The 16,282-nt window shown below is 43.7% G+C and carries 18 protein-coding genes and 2 pseudogenes; 9 read left to right on the forward strand and 11 right to left on the reverse strand.

Going from position 1 to position 16,282, the window contains the following annotated elements:
* Positions 1 to 61: 61 nt before the first annotated feature.
* The 3 genes from MNV_RS10770 to MNV_RS10780 all read right to left on the reverse strand — a co-directional run bounded on the left by MNV_RS10770 (position 62) and on the right by MNV_RS10780 (position 3,477).
* Positions 62 to 292: a methyl-coenzyme M reductase operon protein D gene (locus tag MNV_RS10770; protein ID WP_096205955.1), complete on the reverse strand. Its 231-nt coding sequence runs from the start codon at positions 290 to 292 to the stop codon at positions 62 to 64.
* A 357-nt stretch (positions 293 to 649) separates the two neighbouring features.
* Positions 650 to 2,578, reverse strand: a complete 1,929-nt coding sequence (gene cooS / locus MNV_RS10775) for an anaerobic carbon-monoxide dehydrogenase catalytic subunit (RefSeq protein WP_096205957.1) — start codon at positions 2,576 to 2,578, stop codon at positions 650 to 652.
* A 152-nt stretch (positions 2,579 to 2,730) separates the two neighbouring features.
* On the reverse strand, positions 2,731 to 3,477 hold the full coding sequence (locus tag MNV_RS10780) for a V4R domain-containing protein (RefSeq protein WP_096205959.1): 747 nt from the start codon (positions 3,475 to 3,477) through the stop codon (positions 2,731 to 2,733).
* An 89-nt stretch (positions 3,478 to 3,566) separates the two neighbouring features.
* Between MNV_RS10780 and MNV_RS10785 the strand changes: the two genes are divergently transcribed.
* Genes MNV_RS10785 through MNV_RS21360 form a run of 3 tightly spaced genes read left to right on the forward strand, consistent with a single transcriptional unit; the run spans position 3,567 to position 4,718 of the window.
* Positions 3,567 to 3,992: a ferritin-like domain-containing protein gene (locus tag MNV_RS10785; protein WP_096205961.1), complete on the forward strand. Its 426-nt coding sequence runs from the start codon at positions 3,567 to 3,569 to the stop codon at positions 3,990 to 3,992.
* A gap of 5 nt (positions 3,993 to 3,997) precedes the next feature.
* Positions 3,998 to 4,621 (forward strand): NAD(P)/FAD-dependent oxidoreductase, encoded by a 624-nt coding sequence (locus MNV_RS10790; protein WP_096205962.1) that lies wholly within the window; start codon positions 3,998 to 4,000, stop codon positions 4,619 to 4,621.
* The gene (locus tag MNV_RS21360; protein ID WP_096205964.1) at positions 4,608 to 4,718 is read left to right on the forward strand and encodes a 4Fe-4S binding protein; all 111 of its coding nucleotides are present in this window, start codon (positions 4,608 to 4,610) and stop codon (positions 4,716 to 4,718) included. The genes MNV_RS10790 and MNV_RS21360 overlap by 14 nt, the downstream gene beginning before the upstream one ends.
* A 42-nt stretch (positions 4,719 to 4,760) precedes the next feature.
* Here MNV_RS21360 and MNV_RS10800 read toward each other — a convergent pair.
* The 3 genes and pseudogenes from MNV_RS10800 to MNV_RS10810 form a co-directional block, all read right to left on the reverse strand.
* Positions 4,761 to 6,247 (reverse strand): annotated as a pseudogene (locus MNV_RS10800) (methanogenesis marker 14 protein).
* Positions 6,244 to 6,519: a DUF1894 domain-containing protein gene (locus MNV_RS10805; RefSeq protein ID WP_218837996.1), complete on the reverse strand. Its 276-nt coding sequence runs from the start codon at positions 6,517 to 6,519 to the stop codon at positions 6,244 to 6,246. Before MNV_RS10805 ends, MNV_RS10800 begins: the two are co-directional and overlap by 4 nt.
* 48 nt (positions 6,520 to 6,567) lie before the next feature.
* Complete coding sequence (locus tag MNV_RS10810) at positions 6,568 to 7,278, reverse strand: ATP-binding protein (protein WP_096205965.1); 711 nt, start codon at positions 7,276 to 7,278, stop codon at positions 6,568 to 6,570.
* Positions 7,279 to 7,402: 124 nt separating this feature from the next.
* Between MNV_RS10810 and MNV_RS10815 the strand changes: the two genes are divergently transcribed.
* Together MNV_RS10815 and MNV_RS10820 are read left to right on the forward strand one after the other, a co-directional pair.
* The gene (locus tag MNV_RS10815) at positions 7,403 to 7,981 is read left to right on the forward strand and encodes an Lrp/AsnC family transcriptional regulator (RefSeq protein WP_096205981.1); all 579 of its coding nucleotides are present in this window, start codon (positions 7,403 to 7,405) and stop codon (positions 7,979 to 7,981) included.
* On the forward strand, positions 7,972 to 8,742 hold the full coding sequence (locus tag MNV_RS10820; protein ID WP_179293937.1) for a DUF166 domain-containing protein: 771 nt from the start codon (positions 7,972 to 7,974) through the stop codon (positions 8,740 to 8,742). Before MNV_RS10815 ends, MNV_RS10820 begins: the two co-directional genes overlap by 10 nt.
* A 178-nt stretch (positions 8,743 to 8,920) precedes the next feature.
* On the opposite strand, the gene MNV_RS10825 is transcribed toward MNV_RS10820, so the two are convergent.
* The 3 genes from MNV_RS10825 to MNV_RS19670 all read right to left on the reverse strand — a co-directional run bounded on the left by MNV_RS10825 (position 8,921) and on the right by MNV_RS19670 (position 11,578).
* Entirely contained in the window at positions 8,921 to 10,024 is a 1,104-nt protein-coding gene (locus MNV_RS10825) for an FtsZ/tubulin family protein (protein ID WP_096205969.1), read from the reverse strand.
* An 8-nt stretch (positions 10,025 to 10,032) separates the two neighbouring features.
* Entirely contained in the window at positions 10,033 to 11,187 is a 1,155-nt protein-coding gene (locus MNV_RS10830; RefSeq protein ID WP_096205971.1) for a BatD family protein, read from the reverse strand.
* Between the two features lie 226 nt (positions 11,188 to 11,413).
* Positions 11,414 to 11,578 (reverse strand): AbrB/MazE/SpoVT family DNA-binding domain-containing protein, encoded by a 165-nt coding sequence (locus MNV_RS19670; RefSeq protein WP_179293938.1) that lies wholly within the window; start codon positions 11,576 to 11,578, stop codon positions 11,414 to 11,416.
* A gap of 199 nt (positions 11,579 to 11,777) precedes the next feature.
* Between MNV_RS19670 and MNV_RS10835 the strand changes: the two genes are divergently transcribed.
* On the forward strand, positions 11,778 to 12,578 hold the full coding sequence (locus MNV_RS10835) for a lipoate--protein ligase family protein (protein WP_096205973.1): 801 nt from the start codon (positions 11,778 to 11,780) through the stop codon (positions 12,576 to 12,578).
* Here the strand turns inward: MNV_RS10835 and larC are convergent.
* The gene (larC, locus tag MNV_RS10840) at positions 12,535 to 13,725 is read right to left on the reverse strand and encodes a nickel pincer cofactor biosynthesis protein LarC (RefSeq protein ID WP_096205975.1); all 1,191 of its coding nucleotides are present in this window, start codon (positions 13,723 to 13,725) and stop codon (positions 12,535 to 12,537) included. The genes MNV_RS10835 and larC overlap by 44 nt on opposite strands.
* Before the next feature lie 216 nt (positions 13,726 to 13,941).
* Between larC and MNV_RS10845 the strand changes: the two genes are divergently transcribed.
* Both MNV_RS10845 and MNV_RS10850 read left to right on the forward strand, forming a co-directional pair.
* On the forward strand, positions 13,942 to 14,265 hold the full coding sequence (locus tag MNV_RS10845; protein WP_096205977.1) for a hypothetical protein: 324 nt from the start codon (positions 13,942 to 13,944) through the stop codon (positions 14,263 to 14,265).
* A gap of 196 nt (positions 14,266 to 14,461) precedes the next feature.
* Entirely contained in the window at positions 14,462 to 14,908 is a 447-nt protein-coding gene (locus MNV_RS10850; RefSeq protein ID WP_096205979.1) for a tellurite resistance TerB family protein, read from the forward strand.
* 69 nt (positions 14,909 to 14,977) lie between these two features.
* Here the strand turns inward: MNV_RS10850 and MNV_RS10855 are convergent, their stop codons facing one another.
* Positions 14,978 to 15,889, reverse strand: a complete 912-nt coding sequence (locus MNV_RS10855) for a DUF475 domain-containing protein (protein ID WP_257000028.1) — start codon at positions 15,887 to 15,889, stop codon at positions 14,978 to 14,980.
* A gap of 180 nt (positions 15,890 to 16,069) precedes the next feature.
* Between MNV_RS10855 and MNV_RS20765 the strand changes: the two are divergent.
* Positions 16,070 to 16,282: pseudogene (locus tag MNV_RS20765) on the forward strand (hypothetical protein); the annotation flags it as partial.

Raw genomic sequence — 16,282 nt, forward strand, 5'->3', positions numbered from 1 at the left:
ACTGATAACAGGATTGTACGTTACTCGTTATATCCACCAGCGTCCTTCCAGATGCAATTTTTTAATTTTCCAGTGAATTATTTTTCCTTTCAGGGTGGTTTACTTCTGCACCTGTTCCGGGCCCGCATGTGACCTTTCTGGGCAGGTTTTTACCATTAATGAGCATCCTTATTACACCTTTGACCTGATCGATCTCGTTCAGGACCTTCTCAGCAGTCGCAGGCTGTAACAATCGGGAAGGGAATATTCTAATCTGGATCGGTTTATCCCTGGCTACTGTAGCTTGTACCATTTTATCCTCCGTATCCTTCTATATTTTTATGATGTCCAGGCTGTTAAATTCGTATATAATTGACATTTAGCCATAGGCATCTAACCTTACTAACTAATCAACGATGAATAAATTTAACCACTATATACTATAATACAAACGCAAATTCCGGCTATATTTTATCCAGAATACTTAAACTGCCTATTTTCTGAGTTTAATGTACAAGATTTACAGAATTTCCTAAAAATCCTGCCCATCTCTCCATGAGCTTCTACCACCTCGAATCGAAACAGTCACCTCTTTGTGAACTTAAAGACGTAGAGAAAGTGATGCGCTTCCCTCTCAGCGCATCGATTTTATGAAATCCCGTTTGACATTTTAAACTGGCAATCCCAGCGCAGCTCTCTTTGAATTGATATGTGCCTCTATAGCATCAGCAGCTTTGACAGGATCAAGTTCAACCAGAACTTTTCCTCCAGTCAGCGCCTCAACATCATTAGTGAGCACTTTAGCGACAAGCGGTGCTCCGGTGACCGGCGGCACCGGTGCAAGGTGCAACAGCAGTCCGAAGGCTACGGCGAATGCACCATCTGCTACGGCTTTCTGCTCGAGGTACTCCGGGGCTGAAGCAGCCACTGGCAGGGCGCTTGGATCAACACCGAGCGCACCTGCTATCTCAGTCACTGCAACACCTATCCTGCCTATGTCCACACATGAACCATAGTTGATGCATGGAGGTATGCCGAGGGACTTGCAAACAGCCTTAAGACCTGCACCAGCCTGGTCTGCCGCTTCAGGTCTCATGAGTCCCTCGACCTGAGTTGCTGAACTGACACAGCCTGCATTAATTACCAGTATATTGCGCCTGATGAGTTCGCGCGAGAGCTTAACCGCCACAGTGTCGTGCCGTGTTTTTGCAGTGGTACAGCCGACAACTGCCACTATACCTTTGATGCTTCCTGCTTTTATTGCATCGATAAGTGGATTCCAGCTTCCTCCAAGAGCTGCTTTGCAGCTCTCGACCGAAAAGCCCGCCATTACTTCGGATTTATACTTGGGTATATGGACCTTGCTGTTGTTTCTCTTCTTATAGGCATCAATAGCCATTTTTACTATCTGTTCCGCCTGCTCATTTGCTTTCTCCGGATTAAAATCCAGATGGTCAGTTACACCTGCCATCCTGACGAGCTTATCCACCGAGATGACTTTGGTGTGGAAGTGGTCTGCCATCGACTTAAGACCTGGTGTGGAGCAGTTAAGATCCATCATTACAAGGTCTATCGCACCTGTGGCAATTAGATATTCCTGGTTTATCCAGTTACCGGTCTGACCTGCGAATCCCCTGGCGCTTCCCGCCGAGCGCTGCATTAGTTCCTGTCCTGTGCACATGGAACCCAGGAGCTTTATATCCTTGGCACCTGCATCTTTTGCCAGTTTCAGCATCTGGGGGCTTTGCGATGCCTTCAGTACAGCAGTTGCCATGAGGGGTACGTGTCCATGCGCTACGATGTTCACAGCTTTTGGATCAATGATACCGAGGTCGGCTGAAGAATGGGTCGGGGACGGGGTACCGAGCAGTATATCCTGAAGCGTGATAGTGGCGACCAGTCCCATGTAGCCGGTTGCTATTCCAACCTTGAGTGTAGTAAGCAGAAGGTCCACAGGGTCCGTGTCGATCGAAGTGAGCGTCTTTGTCATGGCGTCACCCACTTCTGCATATGTTCCGCCGGGGATAACTCCAAGTTTCTTCCAGACTTCAAGCCTGGTTTTGGGTGCGAACTTCTCTACAAGCACCAGCGGTTCATCTGCGCCTTTTTTAATCTCAGAAAGAACTGCATCTGCCAGGGCGACTGCCAGTTCTTCTGTGGATTTTGTGGTGTCAAGTCCGAGAGCTCCCGCAACTACCCTGAGCTTGCCAGGGTCCTGTATCTTGAATGTAGTTTTCCCCTGTGCCGTAGCCTTGAGTGTTCTTGCGACCATTTCAAGGTGGTGAGTATAAGCTGCAGCGCCTCCTGCTGTGAGCCGGAGGAAGTTCCTGGCTGCAATGACATCGGCAGTCGCGCCACATATGCCAGCAGAAGCCTTATTAGTTATCCTGCACGGCCCGTGGCTGCACAACTGGCAGCATATCCCCTGGGCTCCAAATGTGCACTGTGGCTGTTGAGCATTGTAGCGATCGAATATCGTGGGAACATTCATTTTTCCTGTCAGTTCGTACATTTCCTGTGTGGATTTATGAACTGAAACATTCTCTTTTCCATTTTCTTTTTCTTTTCCGAGTCCGAGTTTACTCAATATTTCGACCATTTATTTCTTACCTCCGATATGGTACTTTTATACCAGATACCATTCTAATAACGTATAAAGGCATTTACTATAAATTATAAGTAAAATTCAGAATTATGTTATAGTTAAATGCAGACGTTCAAATCTGGCTATTAAATTTTAGTTTTGATGCCCTACAGTTCCTCAATCTCAAATTCACAGAAATCATATCCTGTGCCCCAGCATTTTATCTCTTTTACAGAATGCTTTTTCCCTGTCGTCTTATCCAGCACGCCTGCTATGATACCTGCATCGCTCGGGCAGAGAGGTTTTCCCACATCCGGCATATGCCCGCACTGGTAGCAGTCTTTCACCCTGATCTTATTCGCATCGGCTAATTCTACAGTACCGAGGTTGAGTTTTTTCCATATACCTGCCAGTTCTTCCAGTACGTCCTCAAGTCTGGAACCATTTATCTGCTTTGAGATAACGTTTAACCCTATATCGTAGCCAGCATCATAGAGCGGTTTGTCCAGTTCTATACCCGTATTGAGCATAGATGATTTCAAAAGGCGCAGAAAAGCGATCTTAGCTTCGTTTTTCTCTGCATTTTCCCTGGTCATCATCTCTTGTATTTCCTTTTTTACCTGTTCCATTAAGACGCCCTGTTTACGCCCCGCAACTGAAAGGATATTGGGGTTAACAGCATAGAATTTCATCTGGATGCCGTGTTCCTCGTGCTCTATCCTTGATACTTTCACAACCCCGGCATCAAGAAGCAATCTGATATGATGAGAGATAGTCGGTTTGCTCAGGTTTAATAGCCCGGCAAGCTGCGAGTTCGTCATCTCTTTCTCAGAGAGCAATTCGATTATCTTTATTCTTGTCCCGTCAGAGAATATCTTTGCAATCTTTTCATCAGGCTTCAGGATATAGGTCATGATTGTAATTATATCTCAGTAAGGTTTATATGATATTAATTTTATTTGAAGCTTACTGTTAGATAAATATCTAACTATGGAGGTTTTTTATGGAACTAATAAGCGAGAACAAAATCGGGATTGTCAAAGGAACGGTTGTGGAAGAAGCAGCCGAGAACAACTTCAAAGGTGAGACAGGCGAAGTCGGGTTGTACCTTGCTATGGCAAAACAGGCACAGCGTGAAGGCTACCCGGAGGTCGCAGAGGCATTGAAAACTATAGCTTTTGAGGAAGCCTGGCACGCGGCAGGGTATGCCGAGCTTACAGGCAGGATATCAGACAGCACAAAAGAGAACCTTGAGAGGATGCTGAAAGGTGAAGAGGGCGCAAATAAATATAAGCGCGAGTCAGCAGTAAAATCAAAAGACGCAGGAATAGACGAAGCTCATGATTTTTTTGATGTCTCGGCAAGGGATGAAGCAAGGCATGCCAGAGCCATAAAGGGCTTGCTTGACAGGTATTTTAAACAGGGGTGAGGAAAATGGTAGATGCAATAGCAGAACAAACAAACGGAGCTGTGGCAGTACTTCCTGCAACACCGGCTGGAGTAATCACAGCAAAACAGCTTGAAGCGATTGCAAAGCTCGCAAACGATGGTGCCGGGCTGGTAAAGCTCACATCCATGCAGAGAATCGCGATACTTGTGAAAAAAGAGCAGCTCGATACTGCCAGGAATCAGCTTGCTGATGCGGGTATGAAGGTCGGAGTGGTGGGTAAAAGAGAGGTCTGGAATCCCATGGGATGCACTGGCGCGCTGTGCAAATACTCAAGGCAGGACGCCCTCAGTGATGCTGTGGCTATCGCCGATCTTGTAGGCATAAAAACTCCGAGGCAGGTGAAAATCGGTGTCAGCGGGTGCCAAAATTCCTGCGCATGGAGCAAAGTTGTGGATATCGGGCTGATAGGGAACAAAGAAGGGTACGATATCTATATTGGGGGCGATGCCGGCAGGAGCCCACACATCGGACAGAAATTGAAAACCGTACCTAAGGAGAATGTGGTGAGCGCAGTAAAAGAAATCGTTGACAGGTTCAATGCATATGGAAAAGACGGCGAACACATATACCAGGTAATTGAAAGAGTCGGGCTTGATGTGTTCCGATAGCCAGCGCAGAAAAACAAATCGCATAGATGACTGTATCGAGTGCTGCGCATGCGTGGATGCATGCCCGACAAAAGCCATTAAACACAGCTCATGTTAGAGACAAGTTGCGCTGGAAGATGTGCTGCAAGCATATCTTCTACTACTTTTTATAATGTTCAATACGCTGGCTCAGAACACACCGCCCTCCGCGGATTCCTCCAACAGGGTTTGATGGAACACCCATTGAGTTCATGCAGCGTGACATCACAGATGCACCTCGCGCAAGCCCATCATCAACAAACACTACCCGGTTTTTGTTTCCTTATAAAGCCCCAGCTTTTCAATGGCTTTGAGTATCAGGTATGGCTTGCACCCGGTAATTGCTGCCCTGCCTGTCAGCCCGATAGAAGTTTTCTCAGAAATAATTTCATTATCGATGCTGAGCTTCACGAGCCGCTCAACCATCATTGCAGAAACAAGATCAAGCGCAGCAAACATCGTCTTTAAACCGTGTTTTGAATAGATCTCTGCACCGATATCTGTAAGTCTGGGCATAAGACTTCCATTCATGCCTACATCGCATCCTATAAGGGTAACATCAATATCTTTTGCCGCTCTGGGATCGACCGGCACGCTCCCATATCTATCTCTATCATCAGGCACGATTTCGATTGATATCAGCGAATTAATTGCATCTGCATATTTTTTGATTATGCTGCTTTTTGTCAGCCATATCATAATCTCTTTGTTGTTACTATAGAGATCAAGAGCTGCGCCGTATCTTTTATCCACAAGCCCAGTGCCTTTTATTACAGCATCAGGAATCGCACCTGCATAACCGCATATATTGGCAATTGTTCTGGCGTAAGGGGTTTCATCGTTTGAAATGCGCCCTTTCAGTGTTGTGCCAAAGTCCATAGAGAAAACCGGGTTCCTGAAATCCACCCCTGTCCACTTGGCGCCTTCTTTGATGCCGGCGGTTGAAAGCTCACCTTCCATTTCGTTCGCAACTATTTCTATCCCGGTGGAACCGAGTGGAGGGAGCACACCACCAACAGCACCAGTAAAAATCACCTTATCAATAAGAGTATGGTTTCTGAATTTTGCAGGTATATTATCAATAGACATGGCAGGAACCATCTTTTTAGGGGGAATGCCTGCGATAAGGCAGCCATCAGCAAGTGCTTTTATGAACTCCCCGATCTCATGAGGGGATGAGAAACCAGCAACTACACCCGTGGATCTAACGACAAAATCCAGGTCTGTCCTGATATCGAGGTTTACATCATCATGCGCCTCTACCAGAGTATCGCGGACAAGTTCAGAGATAGATTCTCTTGTAAGCGATACACCGCTTAAAGTAGTGCCAAAAATTCTTTCGTCAGGTTTTGGCTTCCTGACATTGCGGGTCATTTTCACTTTCTTGTTCACAAGCCTTGTATGACCATCTTTCATGTTCGTAGCTGTAAGGATGCATTTGGTGGTTGTGTTCCCTACTTCAATAGATGCCACAAGAAAGAAGGGAATTGTTTCAGCCAGCCTGTAGGGGTCAGCTTTGAGTTCAACCGGACGGATTGGTTGACTTTCGGCGATCCTTGGTTTTGAGCCGAATGAGCACTCTATGATGAATTTGATCGGGTTTATCATAAACCTCCGCCTCTGAGCCTTTCAACTTCATTTTTTGCTTTTATTCTCAAAACAAAACTTCCATGGCACGGTTTGACATAAGGCATAATAATATCATCATTCTCTACTGCCACAGGAATAGGATTGAACCCTATTAAAAAAGTGTTAAAAATCCTGTAGCCCTGGCGAACATAGTAGATTTCTTTGAAGTTTTTCTTTATGTAATCGGCGCATTCCTTAATGGAACTGCTGGGGAGCAATATCTCATAATCCATCTCGTCAATACAACCCATGACATCATCTCATAGATTAGTCTCATAAAGAAAGATATTGAAGCAATTTTATTGCTTTTCTCCTCGTATGGTTATTACGGTCTGTTTTATCGGCAAAACCTTTCCTGATCTCCGTATCGCATCCTCTACTATTCTCTGCAATCCGAAACAGCAGGGCACTTCCATATTGACGAGCGTAATGCCTTTGATATTGTTTTTCTTTAGGAACTCTGTGAGTTTATCGGTATAGAAATCCACATCGTCAAGTTTGGGACAGCCTATGACCAGTGATTTTCCTGCAAGGAAGTCTGAATGGAAATTCGGGTATGCGAATGGAACACAATCTGCCGCAACAAGCAGTTCAGCGTCCTTAAAATAGGATGCTTCAGGCGATACAAGCGTCAATTGAATGGGCCACTGTCTCAATTCCGAACGCTGCCGGGGCGAAGTTCCTCCTGTGGTGCTTACCTCTTTCCTGAAATCCATCGCCATGCTGCCAGGGCAGCCCCGTGGCATCCTGGGAGGAGCAGATTTTCTTACTTCTGAACTCAGGTGCTTTTTCACAGCTTCCTCGTTAAATTCCGGGGCGTTTCTTTCAATTATTGTGATCGCATCCTGGGGACAATGTCCAAGACATGCTCCGAGACCGTCGCAGAACCTGTCATCTATGAGCTTTGCTTTTCCATCTATTATTTTTATCGCACCTTCTGCACAATTGGGAATACACGAACCACAGCCGTTACATTTTTCTTTGTCTATGAATACAATATTTCGTTTCATATTTCTCAATTTTGTATTGATTTTATGAGATATAAACTTATTGATTATAACTTATAGCTAAATAAAGTAATCGAACTTTAGAGTATATATAAGCTATTTATACAGCTATGAGAATGTAGATACTATGAGAGAGATTATTGATCTTGATAAAAGGGACAGGGAGATTTTAGCCCTCCTGGAAAAGAACCCTGAGATGACACAGAACGACCTGGCGGAAAAACTCAAGATATCCCAGCCCTCTGTTAGTGCCAGAATACATAAGTTAAAACAAAAAGGAGCGCTAATCCATGTTGTGGGTATGAATTTGAAAAAAGTAAATCTCTATATGGCAAAAGTTGATGTACTGGCAAGCAATACTTCGTCCATACTTAACATTTTCGAGAATTGCCCCTATTTCTTGAATGGTCTAATTGTCTCAGGAAAACACAATCTCTGTCTTTTTTTTGTGGGAGAAGATATATCGACTCTTGAAGCAATTATTGACGGGCATTTAAGAAGCAACCCTCTGATCAAGGAGGCAGATGTCAGCATTGTCATAACTCCGATGAAAGACCTTGTTCTACCTTTAAAGATGACTGTTGAGCCCAGTGATACTCCACCTTGCGGTATTGACTATAGCTGCGAGGAATGTGCACATCACGTATCAAATAGATGCCTTGGCTGTCCTGTAACCAACAGCTACAGCGGAAATATATGGAAATAATAATGCGAATATATGCAGCATACAATGGCAAATTCGGAGAACGCGTAATAGGAAACCTGATAAATTACAAGAATTTCTGCATTTCTTGTGATAAATTGTGTATCTTCTGCAGGGACGATAAATCGCTTAATCTTGCAAACAGCATTATTGGGATATATGCTCAACCCTCTAATCTGCCGGTATATATAGAAGAGCCAGCGAAATACATGCCTTCCAGCCTGCCAGAAAATGACGTATTGTTAGCCATAAACCTGCATCCCGATATTATCAGCGAACTTCCCGGTCTTGCAAAAGATGCAGGTACCAGTTTGATTATAGCCCCGGTTGAAGAACCCGGCTGGTTATCAGCAGGATTAAATAATCAGATCAAAGAGAAATGTGAAAAACTTGGTATCGTCTTTACCGCTCCAAAACCATTCTGTTCTCTCAAAAAAGGGGGCGGCCCGTTAATAGATCATTTTATAGAGCACTTCAAGATAGGTTTCCCCGGATTGAAACTCGGGGTAAAAAACAACAGTATTGCAACAGTACAGGTTTTATGCAGCCAGCCATGCGGATGCGCCTATTTTGTAGCACAGAAACTTAAGAACGTCCCTGTTGATGATAAACTGAACGAAGTTATATCGCAGGCGCACCATGCATATCCCTGCACTGCAAGCATGGAAAGAGATACCGAGCTAAAAGATACAATTCTGCATAAAGCGGGATATATTATCAGAGAAGCGGTCCATCATGCTCTATCCATTGAAAATTATAGATAGCCAGAAGCGATACCGATCCAAAAACTGCTGCTCCTGACAGGTAGTTGTGACTCGAATAGTTTATTGATATCCACCCTGTGCATCCTGCAGAAAAATTCCAGATTCTCGGAAGGCAACCGCCCAACATATTTTGGCATTCCATGCTCATGTCTCCCCTCGGCGTCACGATTATTTAAAATTAATAATGTGGCTCAAGATCGCCCAGCTTTTCTATAAAAATTTTCTCAGGTCCTTCGTGAAGTTCCTTCTTGTCACGTTCTTTAGCTATCGCAGTGACCCCTATATTAAGCAGTTCTTCAAGTTCTTTTGATTTAGATATCGACAGGACTGTTAGAGCTTTTGGCATTTCACCTTTATTTATAAGAATTCCTTTGAATATCTGACCGATCTGACGCGATAGCTCCTCAACTTCGCTTGTAATATCATTGATATTAAGATATTTTTGGTCTCCTTCCAGTATAATCATCGCCCTGGTTGCTTCATTATAAGGGTCAAGCTTAAAAAGGAGACCTGAATGTGAAAGACTATGTTTTATGACCGATCTGATGGGAATATCTTTACTGCCTTTACCAAACCCGATTGTAGCAACCCTGGAACCACTTGACATAACCGTCTTAAAATCACCTAAGTCCGTGACCATCATCATCTCACTGTCCAGTGCCTTCAAAAGAAATAAAAATCGTTGTGCTATGGTCCTATTTATCCCGTCATAAGCTGATTTTATATCTTTCTCTTTTCCCTGGTGTCTTAAAAACTGATTATCCACAAGTATAGTCCCATCGCATCTTCCGCTTAATGTTTCTTTCAGGCAGAAAACCGAGTTTTGCAGATAAATCGAACCTTCCTCTCTAAAAGGAAGTACGATAATGCTGTAAACGTTGTATTTATACCGTTCCTTCATCGCTTCTATCATAAGCGGTAAAAATGATGAACCCGTGCCGCCTGATGAAGAGGCTATAACAAAAGCAACATCAAAATCCCCGCGTTCCTCAATAACCCTGTGCAATAAATCCCTGTTGTCCTCAAAACATTTTTTCCCGATAGTTCGATTTCCTCCGACCCCGTGAAGGAACGGTATATGGATTCTATCCCTGGCTTTTGTAAATCTTAATTCTTTAAGATCGTTTATTGCCGTGTTAATCGCTATGGTCTCAACGTGACTGACAAATTTCTGGTTTCCGTAATATTTAGACAACAGGCTGCCGCCAAAGGCTTCTTTGTTTATCGCATCAAGGATTCTATTACCGCACTGTCCAACACCGAGGATAAGAACATTTAACATTTTCCCTCTTAAAACGAATATTGTTTATGTCTTCTTACTGTAAATAATACTACTCCAATCGCTATGATCGCCACAGGTATAATAATATACAAATAGCCTTTTTCATTTTTTGTAACAGTAATCGGTTTAGAGGTTGATTCCGTGCCTTCTTTATCATCATTATAAAATGTCTTTAAGTTTATCGAATAATTACCCGGTTCGATTGCTTTTAAAAAAAAGGTGTATGCTTCTGATTCGCCTGCATCTATTTTTTTATAGCCCTGTTTTAAATTCCCCCCGGTTGCTATGAGGCCAGATGGAACATTCCCATCTATGAGTACCGATGTTGCCGGTGCTTTTCCGGTATTGGTAATTTTAATGTCCACTCTAATTGAGTCATCTGTTTTCACATTGTCTTTATCCACACCAATAGCGGTTGTAAGATTGGATTTTTCCTCTAAAATCTTTGCAACATTTATTGTAATTGTGTTTGATTGGCTTGATTTTACTCCATAATTTACAGTTGTAGGTTCGATATCGAATGTGCCCGATTCTACCGCTTTTAGTGCATAATAAAGTTCCTGTTTCCCTCCGGCATCAAGAGTTTCCTGAATCTGAGGAGGATATCTTGAACCTGGAGCACGGGAAAAACCATTCGGAAGTACCTCCTTTAGCGTAAGGTTATATGCTGTTCCGTTACCTTTATTTTCAACTATTATTTTAATTTCTACAACGTCCCCTATACTTATATTTGTTTTATCGGTTGATTTTGTTAAGACTATCTGTGCTTCGCCTGCTGTTTTGGTCGGTACAATGTACTTTTCAGGGTAACTCCATTCACCGGGGGTTGTCACTGATATGGTCGCTTTTGTTTCGGTGATGGAAGTGGCTATGATATCGAGTTTATTATAAGGTTTTGAAAGATACGGATTTTCGCTCTCATATAAATTAAATGTTTTTGATTCACCATCTGTAGTTAAATTAACTTTAACAGATTTAGGGGGCTGTGCATTGATTCCGATGACCTCTATTATATAAGATCCCCCTTCAAAATTTAATGCGGTATTATTTTCTAATGTAAAATTGAAAGTTTGGGTTTCACCTTTCACAATATTTGGATAAATAAATAATATTAACAATGAAAAGCAAAGCCACTTCATCTTTGTTTTCCCCATTGCAACCATAACAAACAAAGTCTATGTAATTGCATATAAACTTATGGGTTCTACAGCTAAAAGTTTTAATTAGCAATTATATCGCACAGTTGTTAACAACAGTTATGAATTCTAATGAGATATTGATAGCGGGAGAATCTATATCCCTAGAAAGCTTGCGGAGCTATGCCCCTCAGAAATTCAAGTCTTCCTTCGGCGCTTTATTATGAACCTTTTATTATCAGTATTTAACCTGCTACGCCTCCACCTTACGCTTCATGATCTTAAGCCTGATTCCACCTTGCTCTGTTTCGATAGGCAGCTTCAGGTTAGTGTTCAGATGATAAAGGTCTACGATTACTTTCGGCAGGCGTATGGATATGCTGTTGCCTGATTTATATACAGTCGCAAAAAATGGCAAACCCTGTGTACTTGGAATACATGCACCTTAAGATGCATAACTATTTCCACAGGACTTACTCGCCGATTTAATAGTTGGTCATTAGTAGATTTATAGGTTATGGGAGTATTAAGAATCTGTCCGAAAAGTTAAAACCACAGAGATTCGAAAATATATGATTGATTTTTCGGACAAGATATAAGTCTGGAGAATTAAAACCATGTGGCGCTTCCTCGACCTCGACAGGATAGATGGCTTCTACAGCGCAGCCCTTTTTGAATCCATAGGCAAGCACGTCGGCAGAGGCTCCTCCGCCGAAACAATCCTCTTCTGGCGCGTGCGCTCGCCCGTCGTGTACCTCGGCTACCACCAGTGCGTTGAGGATGAGATCAATGCCGGGTTTTGCAGCCGGAGCAGCATCGGCATAGTGCGACGGATACTGGGGGGCGGCTGCGGCTTCTGCAATGAAGACCAGATACTTTTCTCTGTGATAGGCCGGGAAGGGGGCGTAATTCCCGGAGATATACAGGCTGCATACAAAAAAGTCCTCGGCGGCGTTGTGGAGGCACTTGCGAGACTCGGCGCAGGAGGAGAGATCGAACCGGAGCGCAACGCGGTCTATTCAAATGGCAGGAAGATATCGGGAAATGCGCAGGGGCGCTTTGACGGCGCGGCTCTGATTAACGGCAGCCTGCTGCTGGATTTTGATTTTGAACTGATGGACAAGGTTTTGAAAAACCCAACAAAGAACCTGCGACCTGTGGATTCTGCAAGGGAAGGGATGATAACCCTTAAGGATATGGGTATTACGGATATCGGGGATATAAAAAATTCGCTCAGGCAGGGATTTGAAAGGGCTCTTGGGATAGGCTCCAGAGATGGGACACTGGCAAAGAGTGAGATTGAAATGGCAGACCAGCTACTGGAAAAGTACCTGCAGAATGACTGGATATATAAGATGGATATCAAGCGCACACTCAGGAAAAAATATGCTGCGCCTTCTCCTCAGCGATCCGGATAACCTCTCTTACGGGAATGCCTGCCTCCTGAGATACTTTTTTGCAGTCCTCAAACTCAGCCGATATATTCAACAGGACCCCGCGCAAGTCCCTTCCGACCTTCACTGCTATCGGGAATACCCTGCCCCTGATCGTTATATCCACTTTACCCATCTCCCTCTGTGCGATCAGCCTGTGTTTTACAGGGATAATCCTTACGCCAAGCGACCCTGTCTCTTCGATTATTTTCCTTGCAAGCTTCTCCGAATCCTGGTGTCTGGCGATCACATGGATAATATTTCCGCTCCGGCTTTTTTTCATGGTGACCGGTATTAAAGCCACATCCAGCGCGCCTGCTGACAGCAGCTCATCTATCAGGTTCCCCAGCACCTGACCCGTCACATCGTCCACATTGGTCTCAAGAATTTCTATACTGTCCGATATCAGCGCCTCATCTATCTCACCTGATATCACCCGTAATACATTGGGTACTGAGGTCTCTCTGCTCCCTGCCCCGTAGCCTACATGCTCTGCCGTCATAGGAGGACATACCCCTTTATCGTTGACAAAATGCGCAAGCAGCGCAGCGCCCGTGGGTGTGAGCAACTCCCCTTCAACAGGACCGGGCTTCCATGGTAGCGAGTATTCCTTTAATATCTCAAGCGCAGCAGGCGCCGGGACCGGGAACTTCCCGTGGGAGAACTCGACAAATCCCATGCCAACGGATACAGGCATGCAATAAATCCTGTATCCTTTTAACCCAAGGTCGTAAAAAGCAGTACAGGCTCCAATGATATCGGCAATCGCATCTTCCTGGCCGAGTTCATGGAAATGGAGTTTCTCAAGACTTACGCCGTGTACTTTTGCCTCGGCTTTTCCCAGAATGTTAAAAACCGAAATCGCATCCGTTGTAATATCCGAAGGAAGGCTCATGGATTCCACGCGCTTGGTTATTTTCTCAAGCGTCAGACTCCCCTCTTTTCTGGTAGTAACGTTAACTGAACAAGCTGAAATGCCCTTTTTGATTCTCTTTGATATCTCAACGTCCACGTCAGCAGCCAGTTCCATGGCTTCTCTGACCTTCCAGACGTCAGCCCCAAGGTCGATTAAGGCTGCTGTGGTCATATCGCCCGATGCCCCGGAGAACGGATCAAATAATATCGCTTTCATTTTTATAGCCAACAACACTTCTATTGCTATTATACATTAGGGTGAGATCAATACTGATTTACGCGCCAGCCGCAAAAACGCTGCTTATTGATTTGCTTTGTTAGTATATTAAATATTATTTTTATTATTCTGTTTCGATATATTTATGATTACAGAGGTTGTTTGCGATAACCAGCTTGCCGGGTTAACAAGACACGGCGGATAGGAAGTACTAAATTGGCTTTAAATAATACTTATCGAGGTTTTCCTCTGAGCTTACTGGTTGGAGTAGCAATCCTGGGAATCATATTGTTATCAGGTGAAGTGAGCGCGCAAACCATCAGCTCCTGCACCACGATTTCTTCAGCCGGGAATTATGTGCTCGGTACAGATATAATGAACGATGCGGGCACTGCTTGCATTAATATCGTCTCAAGCAATGTTATTCTTGATGGCGGCGGACACACGATAACCGGAAATGGCGCTGGAAATGGTGTTCAAATCAATAACGTGAGGGACGTTATAGTTCACGACCTCAATATAAGAAGTTGGAGGCAATAATCGCTGAAATTTAGTGTTCCCAAAACATTTGAAGCGGGCGTATCTTATACTGATTTATGCTTTGGCTAACCTTACCTTATTTGATTTTTAGCTGCAAAAGCGGCAATCGAAAACTTTATTCAAGATAAAGGAATTACTTCATCAACCCAAGCGTATATAAAAATCGAATTGGGCAGACAAAATAGGAGGTAGAAACATGGGCTTATTCGACAAAGTGTTAGGAATGAAAGAAGTTGAAAAAACCAAACTGAACAAAGAGGAGGCATTTGCCGCTGTTGCATTGGCAGCAGTGGCTGCTGATGGCAACATCTCTGAGGAAGAAGGGCGAGGCATTATTACAGGATTGGCACGGATGAAGCTTTTCGAGAACTACAATCCTAACAAGATGGGATCAATGTTCAACAAACTAATTGGCATTATAAAAAACCAAGGTATTGAAGCCCTGGTTACGTTATCAAAAGAGAACCTCCCACAGGAGCTTAGAGAAACAGCTTTCGCTGTAGCTACTGATCTTGCACTGGCAGATGGAACCATAGATAAAAGCGAAAAGGATATTTTGACAAAGATCCAGCAAATATTGGGAGTGCCAGAGGAAACTGCTATCGAGATAATAGAGGTAATGTTGATCAAGAACAAAGGTTAAAACTTTTATTTTTTTACATAAATTATTGGGCGCATGCCAGCATTATAAAAAAATAATTAAATTCTGAAATTACAGGCATTTACGAGACTTATAGAAGAAATACCCTATCACACTGATAGTGATCACAGGCGATACCCACTGCGGAATGTGAACGTTAAAACTATCAAGAATCATTATCACTCCCAGGAAAAATATCGAATACATGGCGCCGTTCTTCAGGTAGATATACCTTTTAACTCTCTCGATATTGCTTATTGTCAGTTCCCTGACCACAAATGCTCCTATCCCGTTGCCGATGAGTATTAGCGGGACCGAGAGCGTGAACGCAAAAGCACCTATCACGCCGTCTATCGAGAACGTCGCGTCTATAACTTCAAGATACATTATCTTGCTCCAGTCACTCATGCTCGTTCCCCCCATAAGCTCTTTTTCATGCACCTCAGCATTCTGCTTGAACCCGTGGGTTATGAAGAACGCCGTTGACCCCACCACTGCCCCGAACGCCATGAACGGGTGCTGTTTCAGGGAGAACCAGACTATAACGGTAAGAAGTATGGAGACTACTGCATAGAACCAGACTCCGTGCTGGTGGAAGAACCTCTCCCCGCGCAGACCGTAGTTCTTAGCCTCGATGAACAGCCAGTGGAAAAAAAGGAAAATAAGGAAAACCCCTCCCCCTACAAGTAAAAAGGGCGAGGACTCCTCAATCACCTCTTTTATTTTCGGGTCTTCGCTAAAAGTCGCCGTTAGAGCGCCGATAGCTCCGAGGGACGGATTTGTCGCCCATATGATTGCCCAGGGCAGCATTCCCCTGATAACAAAAACTGCAAAAAACAGTCCATATATCAGGAACCAGCGCCTGGCTTTCTGGGACATGGTTGAAAGGACTTCGGCATTGATTACTGCATTATCGATGCTGCTTATTGTCTCAAACAGGATAAGACCGACGACAATCAGTATAATTGAGAATATATCTATCATATTAATCTAAGCATTTTGTAAACAAGTGCTTCGCTCGATAACAGCATTTACTTGTATAAATCTTCCTGCTATACCAGTACTTCCGAATAGCTCTACTTCCGAGTGAATGAAATATCAGCACATCTATTTTAAAGTGAATCATCCTCAGATGATGTTTTTAAGCGGTTGATATTTGAGGTCATGATCATGAATATACAACCTCTTGATATAATGGCCATGACCTCAGAGTTATTGAGTAAAACAAACATAATAAAATTACCTGAAGGTACAACGTATAGTTTCAAGACACACTGAATGTGATTCTGCACGCAGCCACATCAGTTACCAACTCGTTAGAATCAGCAAGCATAGATCTCAGACTGAAGAATCCAGATAAAATGTGCATCTGGCGAC

It is taken from the genome of Candidatus Methanoperedens nitratireducens (genome assembly GCF_900196725.1).
In the GTDB taxonomy this organism is placed as follows: Archaea; Halobacteriota; Methanosarcinia; order Methanosarcinales; family Methanoperedenaceae; genus Methanoperedens; species Methanoperedens nitroreducens_A.